The sequence below is a fragment of the Jannaschia marina genome (genome assembly GCF_013404595.1).
Lineage (GTDB): Bacteria > Pseudomonadota > Alphaproteobacteria > Rhodobacterales > Rhodobacteraceae > Jannaschia > Jannaschia marina.
This window is the reverse complement of sequence record NZ_JABVAX010000001.1, coordinates 222,955-249,457: the sequence shown is the minus strand read 5'-3', so window position 1 is coordinate 249,457 and position 26,503 is coordinate 222,955. Positions and strand designations below refer to the sequence as shown.

General features: G+C 67.8%; 30 protein-coding genes. 14 read left to right on the top strand and 16 right to left on the bottom strand.

Annotated elements, in window-relative coordinates:
• Positions 1 to 24: 24 nt before the first annotated feature.
• From tsaB to HSX43_RS01240, 11 genes are all read left to right on the top strand, one after another.
• On the top strand, positions 25 to 681 hold the full coding sequence (gene tsaB / locus HSX43_RS01290; RefSeq protein WP_179378273.1) for a tRNA (adenosine(37)-N6)-threonylcarbamoyltransferase complex dimerization subunit type 1 TsaB: 657 nt from the start codon (positions 25 to 27) through the stop codon (positions 679 to 681).
• Entirely contained in the window at positions 678 to 1,103 is a 426-nt protein-coding gene (locus tag HSX43_RS01285; protein ID WP_235962440.1) for a GNAT family N-acetyltransferase, read from the top strand. The genes tsaB and HSX43_RS01285 overlap by 4 nt, the downstream gene beginning before the upstream one ends.
• A 91-nt stretch (positions 1,104 to 1,194) precedes the next feature.
• Positions 1,195 to 2,199, top strand: a complete 1,005-nt coding sequence (locus HSX43_RS01280; RefSeq protein WP_179378272.1) for a BMP family lipoprotein — start codon at positions 1,195 to 1,197, stop codon at positions 2,197 to 2,199.
• A complete protein-coding gene (locus tag HSX43_RS01275) occupies positions 2,199 to 2,567 on the top strand; it encodes a hypothetical protein (protein WP_179378271.1) in 369 nt (122 codons plus the stop codon). The genes HSX43_RS01280 and HSX43_RS01275 overlap by 1 nt, the downstream gene beginning before the upstream one ends.
• 1 nt (position 2,568) lies before the next feature.
• A complete protein-coding gene (locus tag HSX43_RS01270) occupies positions 2,569 to 4,107 on the top strand; it encodes an ABC transporter ATP-binding protein (RefSeq protein ID WP_179378270.1) in 1,539 nt (512 codons plus the stop codon).
• Complete coding sequence (locus HSX43_RS01265) at positions 4,104 to 5,261, top strand: ABC transporter permease (protein ID WP_179378269.1); 1,158 nt, start codon at positions 4,104 to 4,106, stop codon at positions 5,259 to 5,261. The genes HSX43_RS01270 and HSX43_RS01265 overlap by 4 nt, the downstream gene beginning before the upstream one ends.
• Positions 5,258 to 5,893 carry a LysE family translocator gene (locus HSX43_RS01260; protein ID WP_179378268.1) on the top strand — a complete coding sequence of 212 codons (636 nt, stop codon included), beginning with the start codon at positions 5,258 to 5,260 and terminating at the stop codon, positions 5,891 to 5,893. Before HSX43_RS01265 ends, HSX43_RS01260 begins: the two co-directional genes overlap by 4 nt.
• 1 nt (position 5,894) lies before the next feature.
• A complete protein-coding gene (locus HSX43_RS01255; protein WP_179378267.1) occupies positions 5,895 to 6,860 on the top strand; it encodes an ABC transporter permease in 966 nt (321 codons plus the stop codon).
• The gene (locus HSX43_RS01250) at positions 6,844 to 7,638 is read left to right on the top strand and encodes a purine-nucleoside phosphorylase (RefSeq protein WP_179378266.1); all 795 of its coding nucleotides are present in this window, start codon (positions 6,844 to 6,846) and stop codon (positions 7,636 to 7,638) included. Before HSX43_RS01255 ends, HSX43_RS01250 begins: the two co-directional genes overlap by 17 nt.
• Before the next feature lie 137 nt (positions 7,639 to 7,775).
• On the top strand, positions 7,776 to 8,699 hold the full coding sequence (locus HSX43_RS01245) for a sulfite exporter TauE/SafE family protein (RefSeq protein ID WP_179378265.1): 924 nt from the start codon (positions 7,776 to 7,778) through the stop codon (positions 8,697 to 8,699).
• Entirely contained in the window at positions 8,696 to 9,451 is a 756-nt protein-coding gene (locus tag HSX43_RS01240) for a TIGR02186 family protein (RefSeq protein ID WP_179378264.1), read from the top strand. The genes HSX43_RS01245 and HSX43_RS01240 overlap by 4 nt, the downstream gene beginning before the upstream one ends.
• A gap of 2 nt (positions 9,452 to 9,453) precedes the next feature.
• On the opposite strand, the gene HSX43_RS01235 is transcribed toward HSX43_RS01240, so the two are convergent.
• The 6 genes from HSX43_RS01235 to HSX43_RS01210 all read right to left on the bottom strand — a co-directional run bounded on the left by HSX43_RS01235 (position 9,454) and on the right by HSX43_RS01210 (position 16,278).
• Positions 9,454 to 10,176, bottom strand: coding sequence for an SDR family oxidoreductase (locus HSX43_RS01235; protein ID WP_179378263.1), 723 nt, complete (start codon positions 10,174 to 10,176; stop codon positions 9,454 to 9,456).
• Positions 10,173 to 11,708, bottom strand: a complete 1,536-nt coding sequence (locus HSX43_RS01230; RefSeq protein WP_179378262.1) for an ATP-dependent DNA helicase — start codon at positions 11,706 to 11,708, stop codon at positions 10,173 to 10,175. The genes HSX43_RS01235 and HSX43_RS01230 overlap by 4 nt, the downstream gene beginning before the upstream one ends.
• A 16-nt stretch (positions 11,709 to 11,724) precedes the next feature.
• Entirely contained in the window at positions 11,725 to 12,348 is a 624-nt protein-coding gene (locus tag HSX43_RS01225) for an acyl-homoserine-lactone synthase (protein ID WP_179378261.1), read from the bottom strand.
• A 104-nt stretch (positions 12,349 to 12,452) separates the two neighbouring features.
• Positions 12,453 to 13,163 (bottom strand): helix-turn-helix transcriptional regulator, encoded by a 711-nt coding sequence (locus HSX43_RS01220; RefSeq protein WP_179378260.1) that lies wholly within the window; start codon positions 13,161 to 13,163, stop codon positions 12,453 to 12,455.
• Positions 13,164 to 13,516: 353 nt separating this feature from the next.
• Entirely contained in the window at positions 13,517 to 14,809 is a 1,293-nt protein-coding gene (ccrA, locus tag HSX43_RS01215) for a crotonyl-CoA carboxylase/reductase (RefSeq protein ID WP_179378259.1), read from the bottom strand.
• A 110-nt stretch (positions 14,810 to 14,919) separates the two neighbouring features.
• Positions 14,920 to 16,278, bottom strand: a complete 1,359-nt coding sequence (locus tag HSX43_RS01210) for a 1-acyl-sn-glycerol-3-phosphate acyltransferase (RefSeq protein WP_179378258.1) — start codon at positions 16,276 to 16,278, stop codon at positions 14,920 to 14,922.
• 218 nt (positions 16,279 to 16,496) lie between these two features.
• On the opposite strand from HSX43_RS01210, the gene HSX43_RS01205 reads away from it, so the two are divergent.
• From HSX43_RS01205 to deoD, 3 genes are all read left to right on the top strand, one after another.
• A complete protein-coding gene (locus HSX43_RS01205) occupies positions 16,497 to 18,458 on the top strand; it encodes a protein meaA (RefSeq protein WP_179378257.1) in 1,962 nt (653 codons plus the stop codon).
• Between the two features lie 63 nt (positions 18,459 to 18,521).
• On the top strand, positions 18,522 to 18,827 hold the full coding sequence (locus tag HSX43_RS01200) for an H-NS histone family protein (RefSeq protein ID WP_179378256.1): 306 nt from the start codon (positions 18,522 to 18,524) through the stop codon (positions 18,825 to 18,827).
• 64 nt (positions 18,828 to 18,891) lie between these two features.
• Positions 18,892 to 19,596: a purine-nucleoside phosphorylase gene (gene deoD / locus HSX43_RS01195; protein ID WP_179378255.1), complete on the top strand. Its 705-nt coding sequence runs from the start codon at positions 18,892 to 18,894 to the stop codon at positions 19,594 to 19,596.
• On the opposite strand, the gene creD is transcribed toward deoD, so the two are convergent.
• From creD to HSX43_RS01145, 10 genes are all read right to left on the bottom strand, one after another.
• Positions 19,542 to 20,981, bottom strand: coding sequence for a cell envelope integrity protein CreD (creD, locus tag HSX43_RS01190; protein WP_179378254.1), 1,440 nt, complete (start codon positions 20,979 to 20,981; stop codon positions 19,542 to 19,544). The two genes, deoD and creD, sit on opposite strands and share 55 nt — an antisense overlap.
• A gap of 114 nt (positions 20,982 to 21,095) precedes the next feature.
• A complete protein-coding gene (locus tag HSX43_RS01185; RefSeq protein ID WP_179378253.1) occupies positions 21,096 to 22,265 on the bottom strand; it encodes a type III PLP-dependent enzyme in 1,170 nt (389 codons plus the stop codon).
• Between the two features lie 567 nt (positions 22,266 to 22,832).
• Positions 22,833 to 23,006 carry a hypothetical protein gene (locus HSX43_RS01180; protein WP_179378252.1) on the bottom strand — a complete coding sequence of 58 codons (174 nt, stop codon included), beginning with the start codon at positions 23,004 to 23,006 and terminating at the stop codon, positions 22,833 to 22,835.
• Between the two features lie 111 nt (positions 23,007 to 23,117).
• Positions 23,118 to 23,897, bottom strand: a complete 780-nt coding sequence (locus HSX43_RS01175; protein ID WP_179378251.1) for a succinate dehydrogenase iron-sulfur subunit — start codon at positions 23,895 to 23,897, stop codon at positions 23,118 to 23,120.
• A gap of 12 nt (positions 23,898 to 23,909) precedes the next feature.
• Positions 23,910 to 24,227, bottom strand: a complete 318-nt coding sequence (locus tag HSX43_RS01170) for a hypothetical protein (RefSeq protein ID WP_179378250.1) — start codon at positions 24,225 to 24,227, stop codon at positions 23,910 to 23,912.
• A complete protein-coding gene (locus tag HSX43_RS01165) occupies positions 24,217 to 25,005 on the bottom strand; it encodes a sulfotransferase domain-containing protein (RefSeq protein WP_179378249.1) in 789 nt (262 codons plus the stop codon). The genes HSX43_RS01170 and HSX43_RS01165 overlap by 11 nt, the downstream gene beginning before the upstream one ends.
• Positions 25,005 to 25,226 (bottom strand): hypothetical protein, encoded by a 222-nt coding sequence (locus HSX43_RS01160; RefSeq protein WP_179378248.1) that lies wholly within the window; start codon positions 25,224 to 25,226, stop codon positions 25,005 to 25,007. The genes HSX43_RS01165 and HSX43_RS01160 overlap by 1 nt, the downstream gene beginning before the upstream one ends.
• Positions 25,223 to 25,522 (bottom strand): hypothetical protein, encoded by a 300-nt coding sequence (locus tag HSX43_RS01155; protein ID WP_179378247.1) that lies wholly within the window; start codon positions 25,520 to 25,522, stop codon positions 25,223 to 25,225. Before HSX43_RS01155 ends, HSX43_RS01160 begins: the two co-directional genes overlap by 4 nt.
• A complete protein-coding gene (locus HSX43_RS01150) occupies positions 25,519 to 26,340 on the bottom strand; it encodes a class I SAM-dependent methyltransferase (RefSeq protein WP_179378246.1) in 822 nt (273 codons plus the stop codon). The genes HSX43_RS01155 and HSX43_RS01150 overlap by 4 nt, the downstream gene beginning before the upstream one ends.
• Positions 26,337 to 26,480 (bottom strand): hypothetical protein, encoded by a 144-nt coding sequence (locus HSX43_RS01145; RefSeq protein ID WP_179378245.1) that lies wholly within the window; start codon positions 26,478 to 26,480, stop codon positions 26,337 to 26,339. Before HSX43_RS01145 ends, HSX43_RS01150 begins: the two co-directional genes overlap by 4 nt.
• Between the last annotated feature and the right edge of the window lie 23 nt (positions 26,481 to 26,503).

The window sequence follows — 26,503 nt, the reverse complement described above, 5'->3', positions numbered from 1 at the left end:
TGTCGCGCGCCGGGGTACCGGCAGATGACCGACGCCCCCCGCATCCTCGGCTTCGACACATCCGGCCCCTGGCTTGGGACAGCCGTCTTTCGGGACGGCGACGTGGTCGCCGCCCACCACCTCGATCTCGCCAAGGGGCAGGCCGAGCGGCTGATGCCGACGATCCTCGAAACGCTGGATGAGGCAGGGCTGGCCCCGGCCGACCTCCACGCGATCGGCGTCGGCACGGGGCCGGGCAACTTCACCGGCACCCGCATCTCCGTCGCCGCCGCGCGGGGGCTCGCGCTCGGACTTGGCGTGCCGGCGATCGGCGTGTCGCTCTTCGATGCGCTCGCGCTCGATGCGCCGCGCCCCGTGCTGGCGCTGCTGACCGCGCCGCGCGACCGCCTCTACCTGCAGCGCTACGGCACGGCCGGACCCGAGGGCGCGGCGGAGATGATCGAACGTACGGCGCTCGGAGACCAGCTCCGGCCGGGCGATACGCTCGTCGGCCACGACTCGCAGGCGCTCGCGGCGCAACTCGGCGCGCGGCACGTGCCGGCCGCCTTCGCCCCCGCCTCGGCGATTGCGCGGATCGCCGTGGAACGCCTCGGCACCGATGGGCCGCGGCCCGCGCCCATCTACCTGCGCCCGGCCGATGCCGCCACCGCGTCGGATCCGCCACCCCGGATCCTGCCTTGACCCCCGACGAGATGGCGGCGCTTCATGCGACGGCCTTCGACGGGGCCGCGCGCTGGTCCGCCGCGTCACTGCGGACCATGGCCGCCGATCCCGCCGCGATCCTGGAGACGGCGCGCGACGGCTTCCTCCTCGGGCGCGTGGCGGCCGGCGAGGCGGAGCTTCTCACGCTCGTGGTCGCCCCCGCCGCCCGTCGTCGCGGCACAGCCCGGACCCTTCTGGCCGCCTTCGAGAGCGGTGCCCGCAAGCGCGATGCCGCGACCGCCTTCCTCGAGGTCTCGGCCGACAATGCGGCCGCCAGGGCGCTCTATGCCGGGGCGGGGTGGCGGGAGGCCGGTCTGCGACGCGGCTACTACGAGGGCGTCGATGCCCTGATCCTGCGCAAGCATCTCCGACCTCGGGTCAATCCCACCGACTCAGGTTGACCTTCCGCGCCCCCTGCGGCCTTATCGCCTGCATCAATCGCGGCGCGGGGACCGGGTGCCGGTCAAACGCGCCCTTCGACGGGAGAAAAACATGACCCTCAACAAGACCCTCATGGGCGCTGTCGCGACCCTCGCGCTGACCGCGGGGATGGCGGCCGCGCAGGACGCCACGCCGGGCCTCATCATCGACTTGGGCGGCAAGTTCGACAAATCCTTCAACGAGAGCGCCTACAACGGGGCCCAGCGCTGGGTCGAGGAGACGGGCGGCGAATACGCCGAGACCGAGCTCGCCAACGAGGCGCAGCGCGAGCAGACCATGCGCCGCATGGCCGAGCGCGGCGCGAACCCCGTCGTCGTCCTTGGCTTCGCCAACGGCTCCACCCTCGACGTTGTCGCGCCCGACTATCCCGACACCGATTTCGTCATCGTCGACATGGTCGTCGAACAGCCGAACGTGAAGTCGGTCGTCTTCTCCGAGCACGAGGGCTCCTACCTCGTCGGGATGATGGCCGCGATGGCCTCCGAGACGGGCACTGTCTCCTTCATCGGCGGCATGGACGTGCCGCTCATCTCGAAGTTCGCCTGCGGCTACGCCCAGGGCGCGAAGGCCGTGAACCCGGACGCCGAGGTCATCGTCAACATGACGGGCACGACGCCCTCGGCCTGGAACGACCCGGTGAAGGGTGCGGAGCTGACCCGCTCGCAGATCTCCCAGGGGTCCGACGTGGTCTTCGCGGCCGCCGGCGGCACCGGGATCGGTGTTCTGCAGGCCGCCGCCGACGCGGACATCCTGTCGATCGGCGTCGACAGCAACCAGAACTACCTGCACCCGGGCGAGGTTCTGACCTCCATGGTCAAGCGCGTGGACAATGCCGTCTACGACGCCTTCTCCGCCGCCGCGGCCGGTGAGCTGGAGACCGGCATCACGGTCATGGGCCTCGACAACGAGGGCGTAGGCTTCGCGATGGACGAGAACAACGCCGAGCTCGTCTCCGAGGAGATGGTCGCTGCCGTGGAAGAAGCCAAGGCCCAGATCATCGCCGGCGAGATCGAGGTCCACGACTTCACCTCCGACAGCAGCTGCCCCGCGTACTGATGACGGCGACGGCCCCCGGCGCGGGAGATTTGCTCCTGAAGCTCCTCACGGCCTGGAACGAGGCCGATGCCGGGGCCCGCGAGACGATACTGGACGAGGCCCTCGCGGCCTCGTTCACCTATGAGGATCCGCACGCCCCCGCCCCCTTTGCCGGGCGCGACGGGATGGCGGAATACCTCGACGTGTTCCGGGCCAACCTGCCCGACGCGATCCTTCTGCCGCTGGGAGCCCCGCAGGTGACCCACGGCACCGCTCTTGCCCGCGCCCGGATCGACCGCGACGGCACGCCATTCGCGCAGATCCTCTTCGTGGGCACGGCGGACGACGATGGGCTGACCCGCGTGGCGGGCTTCGTGGAGACCGAGTGACATGAGTGCGTCCGACCTTGCCATCGAATTGCGCGGCATCTCCAAGGCGTTCGGCCCCGTGCAGGCCAACAAGGACATCTCGATCCAGGTGAAGCGCGGCTCGATCCACGGCATAATCGGCGAGAACGGGGCGGGCAAGTCGACGCTCATGTCAATCCTGTACGGCTTCTACAAAGCCGATGCGGGCGAGGTCTTCATCGGCGGGCAAAAGACCGAGATCACCGACAGCCAGGCCGCCATCGACGCGGGCATCGGCATGGTCTTCCAGCACTTCAAGCTGGTCGAGAATTTCTCGGTGCTCGAAAACATCATCCTCGGGGCCGAGGACGGCGCGCTCCTGAAGCCCTCGCTCGCAAAGGCGCGGACGCTTCTGAAGAAGCTCGCCGACGACTACGAGATGGACGTCGACCCGGACGCGATCATCGAGGACCTGGGCGTCGGCCAGCAGCAGCGCGTGGAAATCCTGAAGGCGCTCTACCGCGAGGCCGACATCCTGATCCTCGACGAGCCGACCGGGGTGCTGACCCCGGCCGAGGCCGACCACCTCTTCCGCATCCTCCAGGGCCTGCGCGACGAGGGGAAGACGATCATCCTCATCACCCACAAGCTGCGCGAGATCATGGAGATCACCGACACGGTGAGCGTGATGCGCCGCGGCGAGATGACGGCGACGGTCCGGACCGCCGACACCTCGCCCGAGCAGCTGGCCGAACTGATGGTCGGCCGCAAAGTTCTCCTGCGTGTCGACAAGACCCCCGCCGCGCCGGGCGATGTGATCCTCGAAGTGGAGAACCTGCGCGTCGTCGACGGCCAGGGAGTCGAGCGGCTGCGCGGCATCGACCTGCAGATCCGCGCGGGCGAGGTGCTGGGCATCGCGGGCGTCGCGGGCAACGGCCAGTCGGAGCTCCTGGAGGTGCTTGGCGGCTATGCGCGCGGCACCGGCACGATCCGCATCAACGGGCAGGAGATCGACCTGACGGGCACCGCGTCGGACGCCCGCACGCGCCGGGCCCGCGGCATCGCCCACGTGCCCGAGGACCGGCAGCGCGAGGGCCTCATCATGGATTTCGCCGCTTGGGAGAACGTGGCCTTCGGCTATCAGGACGATGCCCGCTTCGCGCCGGGCCTTCTGATGGATCACGGGGCCATGCGCGCCGATTGTGAGGGCAAGATGGAACGCTTCGACGTGCGCCCGCCCGATCCGATGCTGGCCGCGAAGAACTTCTCGGGCGGCAACCAGCAGAAGATCGTCCTCGCCCGCGAGATCGAGCGTAACCCAGACCTCCTCCTGATCGGTCAGCCGACGCGCGGCGTCGACATCGGCGCGATCGAGTTCATCCACCAGCAAGTCATCGCGCTCCGCGACCAGGGCAAGGCGATCCTGCTCGTCTCGGTCGAGCTAGACGAGATCATGGCGCTCTCGGACCGCATCGCCGTCATGTTCGACGGCCGCATCATGGGCGAACGCCTGCCGGCGGAGACGAACGCGAACGAACTTGGCCTCCTGATGGCAGGCATGACCGGGGAGGACGCGGCATGAACGATACGCTGCCACGCTGGGTCGACATTGTCCTCATTCCCTTCATCAATCTGTTCCTCGCCCTTCTCGTGTCGGGGCTCGTGGTGCTGCTCATCGGCAAGAACCCGATCGAGGCGCTCACGATCCTCGTGAACGGGTCGGTCGGGTCGTCCTATGGCTGGGGCTATACGCTCTTCTACGCGACGAACTTCATCTTCACGGGGCTCGGCGTCGCCGTGGCCTTCCACGCCCGGCTCTTCAACATCGGCGGCGAGGGGCAGGCGGCGCTCGGGGGCCTCGGCGTGGCGCTCGCGGCGCTGTCTCTGAACTGGCCGCACTGGTCGCTCGCCCTGCCCGCGGCGGTGATCGGAGGGATGCTCTTCGGGGCGGCCTGGGCGGCGATCCCCGCCTATCTGCAGGCCAAGCGCGGCAGTCACATCGTCATCACGACGATCATGTTCAACTTCATCGCCTCGGCGCTCATGGTCTACCTTCTGGCCAACGTCCTGAAGGTGCCCGGTAGTGCTTCGCCCGAGACGGCGCGCTTCGTCGAGGGGGCGCGGCTGCCAAACGCCTACGACGTGATGTCCTTCCTCGGCTTCAGCCGCTCGACCCCCCTCAACATCAGCTTCTTCGTCGCCATCGCCGCCTGCGTCTGCGTCTACTTCCTGATCTGGCGCACGAAACTCGGCTACGAGATCCGCTCCTTCGGCAAGTCGGAGCCGGGCGCGATCTATGCCGGCATCTCGCCCGTGCGCATCACCATGATCGCCATGCTTATCTCGGGCGGGCTTTGCGGGCTGATGGCCGTCAACGCCGTCATGGGCGAGGCCGAGCGCCTCGTCCTCGACCCGGTGCAGGGGGCGGGCTTCGTGGGCATCGCCGTGGCCCTCATGGGGCGCTCCCACCCCGTCGGCGTCTTCATCGCCGCGCTCCTCTTCGGCGCGCTCTACCAGGGCGGCGCGGAGCTGACGTTCGAGATGAACGGCATGACGCGCGAGATGATCCTCGTGATCCAGGCGCTGGTCATCCTCTTCACCGGCGCGCTCGACAACATGGTACGCGGGCCGCTCGAAGCGGTCTTCGTGGCCCGCACGCGCCAGCCGGTGCCGCCCGTGCCGACGACGCCCCTGACCGGCGGCGGGCACGAGGAAGAGAAGAAGGTGGAGCCATGAGTGACCTCCTGCCCTATCTTCCAGCCTTCGTGGCCGCCTATGGCCTCCTGCTGGTCGGCGGGGCCTCGCCGGGGCCGGCGGTCGCCATGCTCATGGGCCTTTCCTTCGGACAGGGCCGGCGCGCGGCGCTGATCGCATGCCTCGGGATCGCGGCCGGGGCGACGACCAACAACCTGCTGACGATGGCGGGTGTGGGCCTCCTGTTGTCGCAGGCTGCCTGGGCGATGACCACGCTCAAGCTGGCCGGGGCCGCCTATCTCGCCTGGCTTGCCTTCGGCGCGCTGCGTAAGGCGATCCACCCGCCCGCCCTCGCGACGGCGGAGACCGCGCCACGCGGTGCGGTGCGACTTCTGCTGATGGGCTACGCGATGCAGGTCACGAACCCGAAGTCCATCGTCTTCTGGCTCGCGATTGCCGCGCTTTCGCCCACCGCCGGGGCCCCGCTCTGGGTCGCAGCGCTCTTCGTGGGTAGCTGTTTCGCACTCTCCTTCTGCACCCATGCGGCCTGGGCGCTCCTGCTTTCGACGGCCCATGTGCGGGCGATCTACACGCGCTCCCGCCGCTGGATCGAAGGTGCCCTCGGGGTCTTCTTCGCCCTCTTCGCCTTCCGCCTCGCCACCGACAGGAGCTGACATGGACTTCCTCGGCATCCTCCAGATCCTCGACAGTTCCCTGCGCCTCGCGACGCCGCTGCTGCTCGCCTGCCTCGCCGGGCTCTTCAGCGAGCGCGCGGGCATCTTCGACATCGGGCTCGAGGGCAAGATGCTGGCCTCGGCCTTCATGTCGGCGGCCGTGGCCAGCTTCACGGGCGACGTCTGGCTCGGCCTAATGGCGGGCATCCTCGCCTCGCTGCTGCTTGCGCTCATCCACGGGGTCGCCTCGATCACCTTCCGGGGCAATCAGCTGATCTCGGGGGTCGCGATCAACTTTCTCGCCTCCGGCCTGACGGTCGTGATCGGGGAGGCCTGGTTCGCGCTCGGCGGCCGCACGCCGCAACTGAGCGGCGGTGCCCGCTTCCAGGAGATCACGCTGCCCTTCGCCAATGCCGCGCGGGATGTGCCGATCGTCGGCCCGATCTACGCCAACCTCCTCTCGGGGCATTCGATACTCGTCTACGTGGCGCTTCTCCTCGTGCCCCTGTCGTGGTGGGTGCTGTTCCGGACCCGCTTCGGCCTGCGCCTGCGCGCCGTGGGCGAGAACCCGGCCGCCGTCGACACCGCGGGCGTCAGCGTCGTCGGCCTGCGCTATGCGGCGGTGATGATCTGCGGCGTCCTCTGCGGGATCGCGGGGGCCTATCTCGCCACGGCGCTCTCGGCCGGCTTCGTGAAGGAGATGTCGGCGGGCCGGGGCTTCATCGCCCTCGCCGCGCTCATTTTCGCCAAGTGGCGGCCGTGGTACGCGCTCGGGGCGACACTGCTCTTCGGCCTCCTGGAGGCGCTCGGCAACCGGTTCCAGTCGCTCGACCTCTTCGGCATCCCGATCCCGACGCAATTCATGCAGGCGCTGCCCTATATCCTGACGGTGGTGATCCTGGCCGGGTTCGTCGGCAAGGCCATCCCGCCCCGCGCCGGAGGCGAGCCCTATGTCAAAGAGCGCTGACCTCGCCGCCCGTATCCGCGACCAGGCGGGTGCGGAGGCTCCGAGGCTGGGCCTGATCCTCGGCTCGGGGCTCGGGCATCTGGCGGACCGCGTCGAGGGCGTTGCCATCGACTATGCCGATCTGCCCGGCTTTCCCCATGCGGGCGTCTCGGGGCACAACCCGAAGCTCGTCGTGGGTCAGCTCGGCGGCACCCGTGTTGCCGTCTTCGGCGGCCGCTCGCACTACTACGAGAGCGGCAAGGCCGACGCGATGCGCCTGCCGCTCGAAGTGCTGGCCGACCTCGGGGCAGAAGGACTGATCGCCACCAACGCCGCCGGCAGCCTGCGGCCCGACATGCCGACGGGCTCGCTCATGCTGCTCTCGGATCATATCAACTTCTCGGGCCTAAACCCCCTCATCGGCGAGCCGACGGACCGGCGGTTCGTCCCCATGGGCGACGCCCACGATCCGGGCCTGAGACAATCCCTGCGCGATGCGGCCGAGGCGGAGGACGTCGGGATGCACGAGGGCGTCTATGCCTGGTACTCCGGCCCTTCCTTCGAGACGCCGGCCGAGATCCGCGCGATCCGGACGCTCGGGGCCGATGCCGTCGGCATGTCGACCGTGCCCGAGGTGATCCTCGCGCGCTTCCTCGGGCTGAAGGCCGCCGCCATCTCGACGATCACCAACATGGCCGCGGGCCTCTCGGACGAGGCGATCAGCCACGATCACACCAAGGCCATGGCCCCGCTCGGGGCCGCGAAGCTCGAAAAGGTGCTGACCCGCTTCCTGGCCTGACCTTAGGTCCAGCCGGCGCTTCGATCTAAGGCCAGAAACCCGCTGAAATCGAATGTGAGCGATTTCCCGGGTGTGCGGGGTTTGACACTCCGGGTCTCATTCCCGACAAGGAAGGGCATCCACCCCGAGGTGCCGCCTTGCAGATCTACCTTCCCATTGCCGAGGTTTCGGTTAACGCGTTCCTTCTTCTGGGTCTGGGCGGTCTCGTCGGCATCCTGTCGGGCATGTTCGGCGTCGGCGGCGGCTTCCTGATGACGCCGCTACTCTTCATGATCGGCATTCCGCCGGCGGTTGCCGTCGCGACCGAGGCGAACCAGATCGTCGCCTCCTCCTTTTCGGGCGTGCTGGCCCATTTCAAGCGAAAGACTGTCGATCTCCGAATGGGCTTCGTCCTGCTTGTCGGGGGTCTCTTAGGAGCGGCCCTCGGCGTGCAGGTCTTCGCGCTCCTGCGGGAGCTTGGGCAAGTCGATCTGCTGGTGCGGCTCTGCTACGTGCTCTTCCTCGGCATCATCGGCGGCCTGATGTTCATCGAGAGCCTGAACGCGATCCGCAAATCCCGCAGCGCCGGCCCCGCGCCCCGCACCGTGCGGCGGCAGCGTGGCTGGATCCACGCGCTGCCGCTCAAGATGAAGTTCCGGACGTCGGGCCTCTATATCTCGGTCATCCCGCCCTTCCTCGTGGGGTTCTTCGTCGGCATCCTCGCCGCGATCATGGGCGTGGGCGGCGGGTTCATCATGGTGCCCGCGATGATCTACCTCCTCGGGATGCCGACCAAGGTCGTCGTCGGCACCTCGCTCTTCCAGATCATCTTCGTCACCGCCTTCGCCACGATGCTGCACGCGACGACGAACTACACCGTCGACATGGTGCTCGCCGTCCTCCTCCTCGTGGGCGGGGTCGTGGGCGCGCAGATCGGCACGCGCATCGGCGTGCGCATGAAGGCCGAGCAGCTGCGCATCCTGCTGGCGCTCATGGTGCTCGCCGTCTGCGGCAAGCTCGCGCTCGATCTTCTGCTCGAACCGGCGGAGCTCTACTCGATCGGCACGGGGGGCCACGGATGATCCGCCTCGCCCTCGCGCTCCTGCTCCTCGCCCTGCCCGCGCGGGCCGAGGAGATCGTGGCCGATCTGAGCCAGGACCGCATCTCCATCTCCACGAACTTCGACGGCTCCGAGATCCTGATCTTCGGGGCGATCAAGCGCGACGAGCCGCAGCCCATCGGTCAGCAACTCGCCATCATCGTCACCGTCGCCGGGCCGCGCGAGGACGTCACGATCCGGCGGAAGGAGCGCAAGCTCGGCATCTGGGTCAACTCGGATTCGGTCGAGGCGCTCGGCGTGCCGAGCTTCTATGCCGTCTCCTCCTCCGTCCCGCTCGTCCAGGCGCTCCGGCCCGAAGAGGACGAGGAATGGGCCATCACCACGCCCCGCGCCCTCGTTGCGCCGGGCATGGCGCAGATGTCGGACGATGACCCCGATTTCCTGGACGCGCTCATTCGCGTGAACACGGCGACCGGCACCTACGGCACATCGGAGGAATCGGTCCAGGTGCGCGATGCGACGCTCTTCTCGACCGAGATCGCCCTGCCCGCCGACCTGACCGAGGGCAACTACAACACCCGCATCTTCCTGACCCGCGACGGGGAGGTCGTGGACAGCTACGGCACCTCCATCTACGTCCAGAAGGTGGGGCTCGAGCGGTGGATCTACACCCTGGCGCACGAGCAGCCGCTGATCTACGGCCTCCTGTCGCTCTTCATCGCGATCGCCGCAGGCTGGGGGGCGTCGGCCGTCTTCCGCGTCTTCAAGACCTGACCTCAGCCGCGACCGACGTAGGGCATCGCGCTCGCCATCACCGTCATCGTCAGCACGTTCGTCCCCAGCGGCAGCGTCGCCATGTGCAGCACCGATCGCGCCGCGTCTTCCACCGCCATCATCGGGACGGGCGCGGCCCCCTCGGCCCGCTGTCGCGCGTCGAGCTCTTCGAGGAGCGGTGTCTGCGCATTGCCGATGTCGATCTGGCCACAGTCGATCCCGAGCGGGCGCCCGTCGAGCGCCAACTGCCGCGTCAGCCCCGTGATCGCATGTTTGGTGACGGTATAGGTCACGGCTCCGGGGCGCGGGACATGGGCGCTGATCGAGCCGTTGTTGACGATCCGCCCGCCGCCCTGCGTGCGCATCACGGCGAAGGCGGCACGGGCCATCAGGAACATGCCCGTGAGGTTCACCGCCACGGCCCGATCCCAGTCGGCCACCTCGGTACGATCGATGTCGGCGGCGGGGACGAAGATGCCCGCGTTGTTGAAGAGCACGTCGAGTCGTCCGGCGGCCTCGGTGAATTGGCGGGTGACGGCCTCGGCATCGGCGGGGCGGCTCACGTCGCCCGGCAGGATATGGGCATTGGCGTGACCCGCGGCGACGCTCTCCAGCGCGTCGGTCCGCCGCGCCATCAGGCCGACCGTCCAGCCCGCCTCCAGAAAGAGCCGCGCCGTGGCCGCCCCGATACCCGAGGACGCCCCCGTGATGAGGATCGTCTTCATCCGTCGTTCTCCTGCGCTTCGAGGGTCAGGGGGGCGGGCTCGGCCCGCAAATCCGACGTGTCGAGCGGGGCCTTCGGCATGGCGAGCGCATAGCGTTTCACCCAGATCACCCGGTTCACCGCCCGCGTGATCGCCACGTAGGCCAGCCGTTTCCAGAGCTGCTGCCCCGCCTCCACCCGGCCCGCGCGGCTGGCGGCATAGAGGTCGGGGGCGAAGACCTGCACGTTCTCCCATTGCGACCCCTGCGCCTTGTGGGTCGTCACGGCTGCCCCGTGGAGAAACGCGGCCCCCATGCGCGCGGCGAAGGGCAGGAATGGCTCCTCCTCGTCCGGATGCTCGATCTTGACGATGGAGGACACCGAGATTTCCGGCTCGGGCGCGCCGACGACATGCAGCTTCGAGAACCCCGGCTTGCGCCCCGGCCCGAGGTAGACGACCTGCGCGCCCTTGATGAGCCCGCGCGCCTCCAGGTCGATGCGGCGCTTGCGGTGCTTGAGCGGCAGTTCCAGCCCGTCGCAGATCAGCGGCTCGCCGGGCAGCATCATCGTATCGTCGGCCCCATGCGCCTGCCGGAAGGCGCGGATGAGCCGGATGCGCGTCGCGTTGCGCCAGACGAGGACGGGCGAGCGCGCCATCAGGTCGCTGTCGACGCGGGCCGCGACGACGACGCGGTCATCCCGCGCGGCGGCGGCCTCGACCATCTGCTCGAACTCGTAGAAGCCCACCTTGTCGTCCCCAAGCGCATGGGCGAGGTCGAGGATGGGGCTGTCGGCCTCCTGTCGATGGATGCGGTCGAGGTGCAGGTGGTCGTCGCCCGAGAAGCGGTCGAAGACCATGCGGCCCGATTGGTTCACCGGGGCCAGCTGCGCCGGGTCACCGAAGAGCACGAGGGTCGGGAAGATCTCCTTCAGATCCTCGAACTGCTTGTCGTCGAGCATGGAGGATTCGTCGACGAACCCCACGTCGAGCGGGCTCTCCCGCCGCTTCCAGCCGGTGATGAAATCTGAACCCCGCAGCCCCGCGGCAGCCAGTGCGCCCGGAACCGAACCCGTCTCGTCGTAGACCCGCTTCGCCCGGTCGAGCATCTCGTCGGGGAGCGCGTCCGTCTCCGGGCGGTCGGCATCGCCGGCGAGCCATTCGGCGATCCGCTCATATTCGGGGTCGTAGACGGGGGTATAGAGAATGCGGTGGATTGTCGTCGCCGGCACGCCGCGTGTGCGCAGCACGCTCGCCGCCTTGTTCGTCGGCGCAAGGACCGCGAGCGACCGGCGGTCCTTCTTCTTGCGCTCGTAGTCGCCCGAGACGATGTCGAGCCCCGCCTCGCGCAGCGCCTTCACCAGCTCCGCCAGCAGAAGCGTCTTGCCCGACCCCGCCTTGCCCGTGACGGCGAGCACGCGGCTGTCGTCATCCTCCCGCTCCGCGGCCCAGCCATCGTCGAGCGCGATGCCGCTGTCGGAGAGGACATCGGAGATCCGGTCCCAGGCCTCGGCCTGATCGGGGGAGAGTTGCGGGGCGGGCGCGGGGGTGTCCATACCCCCTTCTAGACCTTCAGGCGCGGACAGGAAGGGGCGCGGGCAGCAGATCGCCGAAGGTCACGTCCCACCAGTGCCGCGACTGACGGGCGCTGACGCAGGCGGCGGCACAGAGCGCGTCGTGCCGCGCGACGTCGAAGGTCCAGCGCCCGGCGCTGATCCCGTCGGCGCTGCCCAGCACCTCCGGGCTCCAGCCGAGGCGGCGGTAGACGCGCACCATCGGCCGGTCGAACACCCCGAGGCAGGCCCGCAGCCCGAGCCCGAGCCCCAGTTCCGATGCGGCGAGCAGAAGCCGGCGCGCGACCGCGGCGTCGGCCCCGGGAGAGAGGCAGAAGCGCGTACACTCCCAGGTGTCGGCAGCCATGACGGGCTGTGGCATCAGATGCGGGAAGACTTCGGCCAGCATGTGCGGCCCCGTGGTCGGCAGGAAGCGCATCGAGCCCGCGTGCCGCCCCGCCGCATCCTCGGCGATGACGTAGAGCGGGTCGCAGCCGTCGTATTGATCCGTCTCCCACCCGAGCGCGTCGACATGGACGTCCCATCCCATCCGGTCGCGGAATTGCGCCGCGCGGTCGCGAAACATCTGCGCTGCCAGATCGCCGTGGTCTGCAAGGTCCGTGCCGTAGAGATACCGGATCATGTCTGCCCTTCCCGTGGTGTACGGGACCGGGGCTGAGCGGGAACGGTTAACGGAAGATCACCGCACGGCCGAAGCTTTTCGGCGCAACGGCGGCGCGCGCGGCGCTACAGGCCGATCAGGCCGTTGGCGAGGGCATTGGCGACGGCATGGGTCGTATTGAGCGCGCCGAGCTTGTGGCGCGCGCCCTCGATGTAGACGCGCAGGGTATGCTCGCTGATCTTGAGCGCATCCGCAGCCTGCGCGCGCGATCGCCCGGCGGCAAGAAGCGTGAGCGCATCCGCCTCGCGTGGCGAGAGCGCACCGTGGCGCGGGGTCTCGCCCGCGTCGAGCGCCAGCGCGCGTTCGTTAACGTAATGCGCGGCGAGGACAAGGTCGTTCAGACAGGACGCAGTGAACCGCGCCCAGCTGTCATCGCGCGCGGCGTGGTTGACGGTGAAGAGCGCGAACTGCCCCGATGGACCACGGATCGGAAGGCTGACGCCCTGATTGCCGAGGCCGTGCGCGATGCCCTCGCCGAGGACGGTGCGCGCGGCCCGGCCCGACCAGTCAAGGCTTTTCCAGTCGAGCGGCCGGAAGCCGCGAAAACAGGAGAGGACGACGGGGTCGACGGTCTGGAACCGCTCGGCCGTGTAGACCTCGACCCAGTCGGCCGGATAGGTCAGCGCGGCCCATTGATCCCCGCTCGACTTGACCGAATGGTAGACGAGGTGCTCGACGTCATAGGCCTCGCGCAGCGCGAAGATCCCCGCTTCCAGCTGGCTCGGATCCGCGGCCTGCCCCAGCCGCTCCAGTATGTCGTCCAGCTTCCGTGCCATCCTGCCCCGTCTGCCCCACGGGGGCCTGCCCGATCTCCGCGGCGGCCACGGCAATCGCCTCGTCCAGCGTCTCCGCCAGGGTCGGCATCGCGTTGGCCTGCGCGAACCCGCGAAGGTCCCCCAACACATCGATGATCCAGTCCTTCGACATTGGATTTGTCCTTTTTGATTGGTTAACGCCCCCTTAACGCCACCTTAGAAAGCTGCGCGCCGTGCCCGATATTCCCCGTTTTACCCTCCCCGGATCCGGGGAGGGGCGGGTTTGCAAGCCGTTGATTCCGGGCATCCGGCCCGCCAACGCAAGACGGCCCCGCCGTGAGGCGGGGCCGCGAGGGAACCGAATCAGGGTCGCGTCAGGCGGTGCGTCCGGCCTCGAGCACATCCTCGAGCGTGCGCAGCCCGGTCTTCGGGGCCTGCACGAGGACCGACATGTTGCCGGGCTTGTGCTCGTTGCGACGCATCTTCATGTGCGCATCGGGCAGGTCGGCCCAGTCGAAGCACTCCGACATGCAGGGATCGAGCCGGCGCTCCACCATCAGGTGGTTTGCGGCAGCCGCTTGCTTGAGGTGCGCGAAGTGCGACCCCTGCAGGCGCTTCTGGTGCATCCACATGTAGCGAACGTCGAACGTCAGGTTGTAGCCCGTCGTGCCCGCGCAGATGACGACCATGCCGCCCTTCTTGCAGACGAAGGTGGAGACGGGGAACGTCGCCTCGCCCGGGTGCTCGAACACCATGTCGACGTTCACGCCCTTGCCGGTGATGTCCCAGATGGCCTTGCCGAACTTGCGGGCTTCCTTGAACCACTCGGCATATTCGGGCGTGTTCACCGTGGGCAGCTGACCCCAGCAGTTGAAGTCGTTGCGGTTGATGACGCCCTTCGCACCGAGGCCCATGACGAAGTCGCGCTTGCTTTCGTCCGAGATGACGCCGATCGCGTTGGCACCCGCCGTGTTGATGAGCTGGATCGCGTAGGAGCCGAGGCCGCCGGACGCACCCCAGACGAGCACGTTCTGACCGGGCTTCAGGTCGTGCGGCTCATGCCCGAAGAGCATCCGGTAGGCCGTGGCGAGCGTCAGCGTGTAGCAGGCGCTCTCTTCCCAGGTCAGGTGCTTCGGGCGCGGCATCAGCTGCTGGGCCTGCACGTTGGTGAACTGCGCGAAGGAGCCGTCGGGCGTTTCGTAGCCCCAGATCCGCTGGCTGGGCGAATACATCGGGTCGCCGCCGTTGCAATGCTCGTCATCGCCGTCGTCCTGGTTGCAGTGGATGACGACCTCGTCGCCCACCTTCCAGCGCTTCACCTTGTCACCCACCGCCCAGACGATGCCCGAGGCGTCGGAGCCCGCGATGTGGTAGGGGGCCTGGTGGCCGTCGAAGGGGGAGATCGGCGTGCCGAGCGAGGCCCAGACACCGTTGTAGTTCACACCCGCTGCCATCACGAGCACCAGCACCTCGTGGCTGTCGAGCGTCGGCACGTCGACGATTTCCTGCTGCATCGCCGTGTCCGGCTCGCCGTGGCGCTCGCGGCGGATGGCCCAGGCGTACATCTGCTTCGGCACATGCCCCATCGGGGGCATCTCGCCCATTTCGTAAAGGTCTTTCACGGCTGCGTCGTAGGTCAGCGGCGCGGGGCGGGTGTCGAGTGCCATATGTTGTCCTCCGGCGTTGATGCTGCGGCGCGGAACGTCCGTGCTGCGCTGCAACGGAGGTAACAGGGCAAAAGTAACTTTCCAACCCCCAAAAGATAGTTCTTGAAATTTTATGTCTTTGCAACTGGGGCGGGAAGGCTTCGCGCGTAGTATTCGATAACCGGAACCCAGTCCTCCGCCTGTGTGATCTCGTTGCCGCGAAGTGTCAGCGCCTTGCGGATTTCGAGCGTGCGCAGGGCTGCGAGGGCGATGTCCTCGGCACTGCGGCGCGCCTTGTGGACGGGGTGGCCGGACGCGCGCCACTCGGCGGCACGCGCTTCGAGATGGGCCGCGACGGTGGCGACATCCCGCGCACCCTCCAGCAACGCCTCGCAGACGAGCGCCGTCGGCAACACCGGAAGCGCCGCCTCGATTCGCTCCATCAGGGCCGTGCCCAGTTCGGCCGCCGCATCGCTGCGCCCCTGCCAAAGGAACCGCTGCAGCGAAATCGGTCGCCCGAAGCTGACGGCCGCGTAGCCGAAGCGGGCGAAGCGCCCCGTCAGCCGAAGTTGCACATGCCGCCAGATATACCGCAGCACCGTCCACCACCGCAGCCCGACGCCGCGCGAGGGATCGAGGGTCGCGGCGATGAGCACCCGGTCCTCGAGCACCCGCTCGTAGTTGAGCGCGACGGGCACGAAGACCACGTCCTGCGCCGGGTCGAGATCGGTCAGGATGTAGCTCAGGATGCCGAGCTTCGGCGGCTGCAATGCCCCGTCCCGCGACAGTCGACCCTCGGGGAAGACCGCTTGCGTTACGCCATTCGCGGTCGCCAGCCGCACATAGCGGGCGAGGACGGTTCTATACAGCGGATTCAAATCCTTACGGCGCACGAAGTAGCCACCCATCGCCCGGATCAGCGCGCCGAGGGGCCACCTTCGCGCCCACTCCCCCACGGCATAGGCCAGCGCCGTCTGTCGCGCGGCGAGCCATGTGACGAGGACGTAGTCCATGTTCGAGCGGTGGTTGAGGACGTAGACGACGGTGGCCTTCGGGTCGATCCCGTCGAGCGCCTCGGCCTCGCCGGTCACGCGCACCCGGTAGAGCGAGCGGGAGAGCCAGCGCGCCAGCCGCGTGGCGATCCCGAAGTAGAGCAATGCGGAAAAGCCCGGTACGATCTCGCGAGCGTAGCGGCGCGCGGTCTCGTAGGCGACGGCCTCGGGAATGTCCTGATCGCGGGCATGGTCGAGAACGGCCTGCGCCACCTCGGGGTCATGGGTCAGGCGGTTGATAGTGTCGGTCCGCCGGGCCAGCTTGAATGGCTGGATCGGCCGCTTCAGACGCGTGTTGAGCCGCGCAACCAGCCGCTCGGCCCGTTTGCGGAAGAACCAGCGGACGGAGGGAAAGAGGAAGTGCGACGCGAAGGTCACGGCCGCGAAGGCGACGAGCAGGACGAGCGCCCAGAGGGGGAGTTCGACGGTTGCGGTCACGCCGCGAAACCCAGAGCGCGCTGTTTGTCCATAACAGCCCCATCTAGATCAGAGTTGCGCGTTTTGTGACATTCCCGAACCGCCGATTGCGCATTTTGTACAAAACACGCCGCATGGCGGAGACAGGCACAGCGTCGCGCCGCGGTGCGGCAAAAATGACTTGTGCAATCTGACCCAAACAGCGTATTCACAGAAACAATATTACCGAGGACTTTGCCATGACGCAGAAAGACCGCCCCTGGCTCTTCCGCACCTACGCGGGGCACTCGACCGCCGAAAAGTCGAATGCGCTCTATCGCGCGAATCTCGCCAAGGGGCAGACCGGCCTGTCGGTCGCCTTCGACCTGCCGACGCAGACGGGCTACGATAGCGACCATGTGCTGGCGCGGGGCGAGGTCGGCAAGGTCGGCGTGCCGGTGAGCCACCTGGGCGATATGCGCACGCTCTTTGCCGACATCCCCCTCGAGCAGATGAACACCTCGATGACGATCAACGCGACGGCCCCCTGGCTGCTTGCGCTCTACGTCGCCGTGGCCGAAGAGCAGGGCGCGGACGTGAGCGCATTGCAGGGCACGGTGCAGAACGACATCGTTAAGGAATACCTGTCGCGGGGCACTTACGTTCTGCCGCCGAAACCCTCGATGAAACTGATCTCGGACGTCGCCGAATACTGCTATTCGGCCATTCCCAAATGGAATCCGATGAACGTCTGTTCCTACCACCTGCAGGAGGCCGGCGCGACGCCGGAGCAGGAACTGGCCTTCGCGCTTGCCACGGCGACGGCGGTGCTCGATGAATTGCGCGGCAAGGTTCCGGCCGAAGACTTCCCGCGGCTCGTCGGCCGGATCTCGTTCTTCGTGAATGCCGGGATCCGCTTCGTCACCGAGATGTGCAAGATGCGGGCCTTCGTGGAATTGTGGGACGAGATCTGCCGCGAGCGTTATGGTGTGGAAGACGCGAAGTTCCGTCGCTTCCGCTATGGCGTGCAGGTCAATTCGCTGGGGCTGACCGAACAGCAACCCGAGAACAACGTCTATCGCATCCTTCTGGAAATGCTGGCCGTGACGCTTTCGAAGAATGCCCGCGCCCGCGCCGTGCAATTGCCCGCCTGGAACGAGGCCCTCGGCCTGCCCCGCCCGTGGGATCAGCAATGGTCACTCCGGATGCAGCAGGTTCTCGCCTACGAGACCGACCTTCTGGAGTACGGTGACCTCTTCGACGGGTCGCCCGTGGTCGAACGGAAGGTCGCAGCGCTGAAAGAGGGCGCGCGGGAGGAATTGGCCATTCTCGACGGAATGGGCGGCGCGGTGGCGTCGATCGAATACATGAAATCGCGCCTCGTGGAATCGAACGCGGCGCGCCTCGGCGGGATCGAGCGGGGCGAGACCACGGTCGTCGGCGTGAACGCCTGGACCGAGGGCGAACCTTCGCCGCTCGTGGGCGAGGACGGCGGGATCATGGTCGTCGACCCGGCGGTCGAGGCCGATCAGATCGCGCGCCTCGACGCGTGGCGCGACGCCCGCGACGCCGATGCCGTGCAGGCGGCGCTCGACGCGCTGGCGACCGCCGCGCGCGAGGGAGCGAACATCATGCCTCCCTCGATCGCGGCGGCGAAAGCCGGCGTGACGACGGGGGAATGGTCCGGAGTGATGCGCACGGTTCACGGAGAATATCGCGGTCCCACAGGGGTTTCCGCATCGCCTTCGAACCAGACGGAGGGTCTCGATGACCTGCGCGCGGCGGTCGATGCGGTCTCCACCCGGCTCGGGCGGCGACTGACCTTCCTGATGGGCAAGCCCGGGCTCGACGGGCATTCGAACGGGGCCGAGCAGATCGCGGTGCGCGCCCGCGATTGCGGCATGGCGATCCGCTACGAGGGCATTCGCCTGACCCCCGAGGCGATCGTCGCCGCCGCGCTGGACGAGGGCGCGCATGTCGTCGGCCTATCTATTCTGTCGGGCAGCCATCTGCCGCTCGTCGAGGATCTGATGGAGCGGATGCGCGCCGCGGGCCTCGGCGACGTTCCGGTGATCGTCGGCGGAATCATTCCCGACGAGGATGCGGAGCGTCTGCGCAGTTTCGGCGTGGCGGCGGTCTATACGCCGAAGGACTTCGAATTGAACCGGATCATGGGTGATATCGTCACCCTGGCCGATCCGACGGAAATTGCCGCGGAATAGGAATTCCTTGCAATTTTCGAATTGGCGGATTAGGGGCGCTTCAATGTATCATTGGAGCGCGCTATGAATCTCGACAAGATGAGCAAGGAAGAGTTGCAGGATCTTCAGAAGAAGGTTGCCGCGGCCCTGAAGAACTACGACGAGCGTCAGAAGGCCGAGGCCCAGTCGAAACTGGAAGCCATGGCCAAGGAGCTGGGTTACTCCCTTGCCGACTTCGCCGGCGGAAAGCGCGGCAAGGCTTCGACGAACGCGCCGAAATACGTGCATCCCGAAAACCCGGGCCTGACCTGGTCGGGCCGCGGGCGGCAGCCGCAGTGGTTCAAGGATGCGATCGCCTCGGGAAAATCGGCCGAAGATCTGGCGATCTAGACTTGGCGCGATATTGATCTCAGAAGGGGCCTTGCGCCCCTTTTTCTTTGCCCGGAGATCAAAAATGACCGCCCATATCTGCGCCGAACCCGGCGAGATTGCCGAAACCATCCTGATGCCGGGCGATCCGCTGCGCGCCAAATGGGCGGCGGAGACGTATCTGGAAAATCCGAAACTGGTGAATGACGTTCGTGGAATGCTCGGTTTCACCGGCACCTGGCGGGGCCATCGCGTAACGATCCACGGGTCGGGCATGGGGATGCCGAGCCTGTCGATCTATGCCAACGAACTCATCACGCAATACGGGGCCAAGACGCTGATCCGCATCGGCTCCACCGGCGCGATGCAGGCCCATGTGAAGATGCGCGACGTTATCCTGGCGCAGACGGCGAGCAGCATCTCGACACCGTCCGCCGGTGTCTTCCGGGAGGTGAATTTCGCGCCCTGCGCCGATTTCGGCCTGTTGCGCGCGGCGTACGATGCCGCGCAATCGAAGGGCAGTGATGTGCACGTGGGCGGGATCTATTCGTCGGATGTCTTTTACGACGAGCGGCCCGACCTGAACGAGATGATGACGCGGCACGGCATCCTCGCCGTCGAGATGGAGGCGGCGGAACTCTACAACCTGGCGGCCCGGCACGGGTGCCGGGCCCTGGCGGTGCTGACGGTGAGCGACTACCTGCAGACGGGCGAGGAGCTGCCCGCCGCGGAGCGTCAGACCTCCTTCGGGGACATGGTCGAGATCGCGCTCGAGGCTGCCTTCGCCTGATCCGGGCGCGTCCGGCGGAACGGCCCCTGCCCCGGGCCCGACGCGCCGTACCACTCCTCGTTGCGGGTGAGCACGATGGTCAGTGCGAGCGCCCCGAAGGCGAGTGTGGCCCCGGCGAGAAGCGCGAGATCGGTCGACCGAAGGATCATGTAGAGCACCGCGTAGAGCACGGTCAGCAACGCGGCGAGAACCGGCGTGCGCCGCCCCATCCGCAGGCCCGTGGCACCGAAGAGCGTCAGGAGCGCGATCGTCGCGGCGGCCGAGCCGACGTAGGCGGCGGTGAAGCCGAACTGCTCCGCGTAGGCCACCATGAGAAGCACGAAGGTCGACTGCGCGAGGCCGATGAGCAGGTATTGCACCGGATGGGTGGGCCGGTCCTTCCGGTCGAGCAGGAGAACCGTCAGGAAGGTCAGGGCGATGAAGAGGATGCCATAGCGCCCCGCGCGCCACGCCTTCTGGTAGAAGTCGTTGACCTGGACGAAGCCCGTGCCGAAGGCCTGCGTCCCGTTCGGCAGGTCGCTGCCGCGGCTGACCTGCGGCAGGGCACGGGCGAGGTGGGGGACGGACCAGGTGGCAGCATAGCCGGTCTCGGTGACGTCATGGCTGTCGGGCAGGAAAGCTCCGCGAAAGGCCGGGTCGGGCCAGTCGCCCGCCATGCGAACATCGCTCGTCCGGCCGACGGGCACGACGTCGATGCGCTGAGACCCGTTCAGCATGAAACGGGCGGTGAAGGTGGTCGGGTCGGACAGCGCACCGACGTCGGCCTCGATGCCGCCCCAGTGGTCGCTCGCGTAGGGCCTGAGGTCGAGTGGGCCGTCGGGGCCGGCGAGCGTGGTGTCACCGCGCAGGGCCGCGTTGGCCGACAGGCGCAGCCGGATCACCGCCTCGTCCCACACGAGCCGCTCGCCCTCCGCCAGCGCCGTAGCGGCACGGGCCGGGTCGAACCCGGTCGTCAGGCCCACCTCGGCGGAGTAGACTGGCACCTCGAAGATGCTGCGCTTGCGGATGTCGGACTCCGTCTCGATCAGCGCGTCGAAACTCTCGGGCAGGAGGACGACCGGCTCGCGGCGGACGACATGCGCCTCCCGATAGCGTTCGCGGCGCGTGGGCGCGTCGCCGGCGCTTTCAGCGTTCGGATCATCGGCTTCGGCGGCGGGAACGGGCACGTCGCGATAGACCGTCCGGTACTCCGTCGCCTCGACCGGCACGATAAGGAAGGGGCCGGAGAGTTGCTGCGGGCCCCCCCATTCCTGTCCGATCTCGCGGGCAACCTGATCGGCGTAGCGCGCGCGGTCCTGCACGATGGAGCCCGCGAAGAACTGCGGGATAAACATCAGGAGGGCGAGAAGGCCCACCACGAGAAAGCGAAAACCTGGGGATAGCATGGGAAAGCTCCGGCTGTGTGTTGCCCGACCGCGATAGCGGCGGACCCGTGCAGCCGGAGCGGAGACCCCGTGCAGAAAAGGTGCAGCGCCCCGGTCGGGCCGGGGTGCCGGTGCTCAGATGACGACGGCGTCGAGCGGGGGGAAGCCGTTGAAGCCGACCGAGGAATAGGTCGTCGTGTAGGCCCCGCAGTTGCGGATAACGATCTTGTCGCCGGCCTTGAGCGAGAGCGGCAGCTGGATCGGGCGCTTCTCGTACATCACGTCGGCCGAGTCGCAGGAGGGGCCGGCCAGCACGCAGGGCCCGGTGTCGTCGCCGTCGCGCGGCGTGACGAACTGGTAGCGGATCGCCTCGCCCTCGGTCTCGGCAAGGCCCGAGAAACGGCCGATGTCGAGGTAGACCCAGCGGTGCAGGTCATCGTCGGATTTGCGAGAGACGAGCACGACCTCGGCGGCGATCGCGCCGGCTTCGGCCACCATGCCGCGGCCCGGCTCGGCCATGATCTGCGGCACGTTCGGGAAGCGGGCCTCGATCAGCGCCATGACGCTCCGGGCATAGGCAGTCGGGGCCTCGATGGCTTCGCCGTAGAAGGCGGGGAAGCCGCCGCCGATGTTCAGAAGCTGCAGGTCGAAGCCCGCCGCCTGCGCCCGGTGCCAGATCGCCGCGACCTGATCGAGCGTGTTCGTCCACATGCGCGCCTCGCGCGTCTGCGATCCGACGTGGAACGACAGGCCGTGGGGCACGAGGCCCTTGGCGGCGGCAAAGCCCAGAAGCTGCATTACCTTGTCGGAGGCACATCCGAACTTGCGGCTGAGCGGCCAGTCGGCCTCGGGGTTGTCGACGATGACGCGGATATAGACGCGCGCACCCGGCGCGTTCTCGGCCAGCTTGTCGAGCTCCTCCTCGGCGTCGGCGGCAAAGAGGGTGATGCCGACGTTGTGCGCCCAGCGGATGTCGGAGGCCTTCTTGATCGTGTTGCCGAAGGAGACGTGCTCGACCGAGGCCCCCTGCCCCAGCACCAGCTCGATCTCGCCGCGCGACGCGGCGTCGAAGCCCGAGCCGAGCGCGACCAGACGCTCGATGATGGCGGTGTGCGGGTTGGCCTTCACCGCGTAGTGGATATGCGCGCGACCCAGACCGGCGGAAAGCGCGCGATACTGACGCTCGACCGCGTCGACTTCGATCACGAGCGTCGGATGCGCGAAATCATGGGCCGCGATGTACGATTCGACGCGGGAAACGGGGGTGAAGACTTCGGGACGGCCGAAGCCGGTGACTGCGTTCATGGGTCATCTCCATTCGACCCGGCCATTCCGGAGGATATCCGGCACAGACCGCTCAGTTCCAAGGGAGACGTTACCGTCGCTACGTAACCGTGCGCAGGGCCCATGATGGGCCGCCGGAGCCGTGCCAGAGGCGCGTGCGTTGGCGTCTATGGCGGCGCATTTGGGGCCAAACCGACGATGGGTCAAGATGGAAAATCCGGAAAAACCGACATCGCCCGGAGTGTGGTTTCGGGGCCACCGCGGGCGGAATCGATGCGCGAAAACTCCGGCGAAAGGTTAACAAATCCTCTTGTTCCGGCGGATTGGAGGCGATTCTTCCAATCCGACGCTACGTGATTTGACCAAAAGGACAGATTGTTCGGCGAGCCGCCTGTGGTATTCAGACAAAACGGTTTGGTGCTTGTTTCGCATCGAACGAAAGGTGTTTCGCCGTGTTTTTTGGCAGAACACCGCCCCCGAATTTTCGCGTCCGCAAGAGGCGCGGGTCTGAGACCGCTCGGGGGAGGGGTCCGAGTTCGTTAACGAGTACTCCCCCCGCGCCTCTGGCGCGGGGGTTTTCTTTTGCGCTCAGGTCGCGGTGCCTCGCGCCGGGTAGTCGTTCTCGATCACGCGGGCGAGACCCGGAAGCAGATCCTCGATCTTCGGACGCGCGAAGGGCACGGATTGCTGCCAACGGGCGAAAACCGTGCCGGAGAGCAGGGGAGATGCCAGCGCCGACGCCGGAACGTCGGTCTCGAGCATGGAAACCTCGGGGAGTGATCGCGCCCCCCGACCCAGCGCAGCCGCACGCCCCTTTCGCTGCCCGGAACGGAACGCCCCGCCCGGCGGGGCCGCACCGAGTTCACGGAATCGTCAGACGTGCCGCTCGACCATCATCTTCTTGATCGAGGCGATGGCCTTCGCCGGGTTGAGCCCCTTGGGACAGGTCTTGGCGCAGTTCATGATCGTGTGGCAGCGGTAGAGCTTGAACGGATCCTCGAGGTCGTCGAGCCGCTCGCCGGTCGCCTCGTCGCGGCTGTCGATGATCCAGCGGTAGGCGTGCAGAAGCGCGGCCGGCCCGAGATAGCGATCCCCGTTCCACCAGTAGGACGGGCAGGCGGTGGAACATGAGGCGCACATGATGCACTCGTAGAGACCGTCGAGCTTCTCGCGATCGGCGATGGACTGCTTCCATTCCTTGGCGGGCGTGTTCGACTTCGTTTCGAGCCAGGGCATGACGCTCGCGTGCTGGGCATAGAAATGCGTCAGGTCCGGGATCAGATCCTTGATGACGGGCATATGGGGCAGCGGATAGATCTTCACGTCGCCGTCCACCTCGTCGATGCCCCAGGTGCAGGCGAGCGTGTTCACCCCGTCGATGTTCATCGCGCAGGAGCCGCAGATGCCTTCGCGGCAGGAGCGGCGAAAGGTGAGCGTCGGGTCGATCTCGTTCTTGATCTTGATGAGAGCGTCAAGGATCATCGGCCCGCAGGTGTCGAGATCGACCCAGTAGGTGTCGAGCCGCGGCGTCTTCCCGTCTTCCGGGTTCCAGCGATAGATCTGGAACTTGCGCAGGTTGTTCGCGCCCTCCGGTTTGGGCCAGGTCTTTCCGACGGTGATCTTGGAGTTCTTCGGAAGCGTGAATTGAACCATGGTCGTCTCCTCCTAGAGGGTATCTATCAGCACCGGCAGGCCCTCGGCCGCGATGCACTGGATGGTATCGGGACGCGCGGCGACGTCGAGGACGATGCGCGCTGCGGTGTCGTTCGCGCCGGAGCCGGCGGCGGAGGCCAGCGTCAGGATCTCCTGCGCGCTGGCATTGTCGATGATGCAATCGGTCGCGGGCTTGAGCGGCACGCCGGGAAAGCGCTCGGCCACGACCGGATCGACGGCACGGCGGGCGGCATCGCGGGCGACGGCATCGGCCAGCGGCGTATTGCAGGCCACGAGCAGGGCCGGAAGGAGGAGCACCTCACGCCGCATCGCGCAGATCCTCCAGCCAGTCGGTCGGATGGGTCTCGTAGCCCAGCGCGACGAGCGCCGGGCCGTGGCGCTCGGCGTAGACCTCGGCAACCGCACGGGGCAAGTCGCTGCGCCAGCCGCGTGTGCCCGTGACGTGCGTCTTCACCCGTTCCGGGCGGTCCGACGCATGGGCCAGCCCGCCGAAGAGCGCGTTTTCCCAGAAGAGCTGCCCGCCGAGGGCGACTTCCGGTTCCGGCAGGCCCAGGTTGCGCAGATGCTCCCGGAAGGCGCGGCCGTCGGTGTCGGCCATCAGATCCTCGTAGCGCGCCTCGATGGTGTTCGGTGCCGGTGCCCAGTCTGTCATCGCGGCGAGGGTTTCCGCGTGCTTTTCGCCCATCTCGAACATCAGGCGGGCCGTGTCGTCGGACAGCGCGTTCAGGTGCTGCTGATAGGTCTGCCCGTCCAGATCGGCGCGCGCCTCGTGCAGGAACGCCTCCCCGCCCTCGGGAGCCTTGCGGTGATACCGCATCCCCGAGACGAGCACGTCGCGCGGGTCGCGGATCACATGCAGGATCCGAGCGTCGGGACGGTCGAGAATTGCCTGCGGGAAGGCGGAGGACCATTGGAACAGAAAAACACGGTCGGCGGCCGGCACATGCTTGAGACCGGAGACCGGGAAGACCGTGTGATGCGCCACATCCAGCCGCTCGGCCAGCGCGCGGAAAACGGCGCGCATCCAGAGCGTGCCGGTCTTGTGGTGCGTGCCGACGCAGAGGAGGCGGGGGGCGATCAGATCCATCAGCTGCCCGCCCGTTCCGCGGTGCAGCCGACGAGCGCGTCGATCTCGGCCGCGGACATCGGCGCGTCGGGGTCGACCGCCACGTCCGCGCGCCCGATGGAGGCGAGGCAGGAGGCGAGGCCCGGCTGCACCTCCGCGCCGGGCACCGCCGCCGAGCGCGGGCCGCCGAGCGCGTTGCATCCCGCGAGCGCACCGGCAAGGAGGAGCAGCGCCGCCCTCACAGGTCGCGCTCCACCGAGACGCCGAAGGTCGTCGGCTCCGGCCGCCCCTCCACCCGGCGCGCGATGCACTCGGCCAGGAACTCCTCCTCGGTCTGCGGATTAAAGACCCGGTTGGTGATCGTGATCCCCCCGCGCGCCCGCGGCCCGTCGTTGGAGACGCCGGCCCCGATCGACCCGGACACGCCGTCGGCCTGCCCCACCTCCGCCCGACAGAGGCGCTCGGCCCGCTCGGGTGACACGGGGACCGGGTCACAGGCCGCCAGAAGCGGAAGGAGACAGAGGACGAGCCGGCTCATTCGCCCTGCCCTCCGTCGCCCTCTGCGGGCTTCGTCGCGATGAAGAGTGTCTCCCCCCGGATCAGGCCATGCAGGCGCACGTCGGGTTCCGCCGCCACGACCTCGCGCAGGGCGAAACCCGCGGCGCGGATCCGATCGCGGATGTCGCGGCCGTAGAAGCGGACGTGGTCGGCCTGACCGAAGTGCAGCCGCCGGTCCGGGCCGGAGGTCACCTCGGGGTTCTCGTAGCTTTCGGCCCAGCCTTCGCAGACCGGCGTCATCAGGTAGGCACGGCCGCCCGGACGCAGGATGCGGAACATCTCGGACAGCGCCTTGGCATCGTCCACATGTTCGAGAATCTGGCTGCAGAGGATGATGTCGAAACCCGTCTCCGCCGTGCCGTCGGGCAGGTCGATCGCCGTGATGTCGAGCTTGTGGTCGGTGCTGCGACGCGGGCTGATGTCGGCGGTCTCGTAGCGGCCGACTACGGGCTGGACGACGCGGGTGACCGACGCTTCGGGAGAGAAATGGAGCAATCGGTCGTCCGGTCCGAAGGGGGCTTCGCGCTGGACGTGGAGCGCGACGAGGCGGTGCCGTTCGAGGCTGCTGCAGGAGGGGCACCGGGCGTCGAAGCGCGGGGGGTCGCCATAGGCCGGGAAGAGGCCCCGGTAGTCGCAGATCGGACAATGGCGCGGGGTGATCCCCCCGACCGACCGCTTGAAACGCCGGGTCTGCTTGGCGACGTGGGCGTCGATCTTGGCGCGATACGCCTCGGTCTGATCCGCCGCGTCGTCGTTCATTTCGGCCGTCTCGACCGTCTGCTCGGGGTGTGCGGTCATCGCGGTAGCGCCTCGCAGGCGTCGAGGCGGCGCAGTTCCGCGGCGCTTGTGGTGCGGATGGTGCCGTCGGTGACCGTGAGCCCCTGGTCGCGGGCGCAATCGAGATAGGCCGCGCGCCGCGCCTCCGGTCCCGTGGGCATACAGGACGCCAGAGCAGCCAACG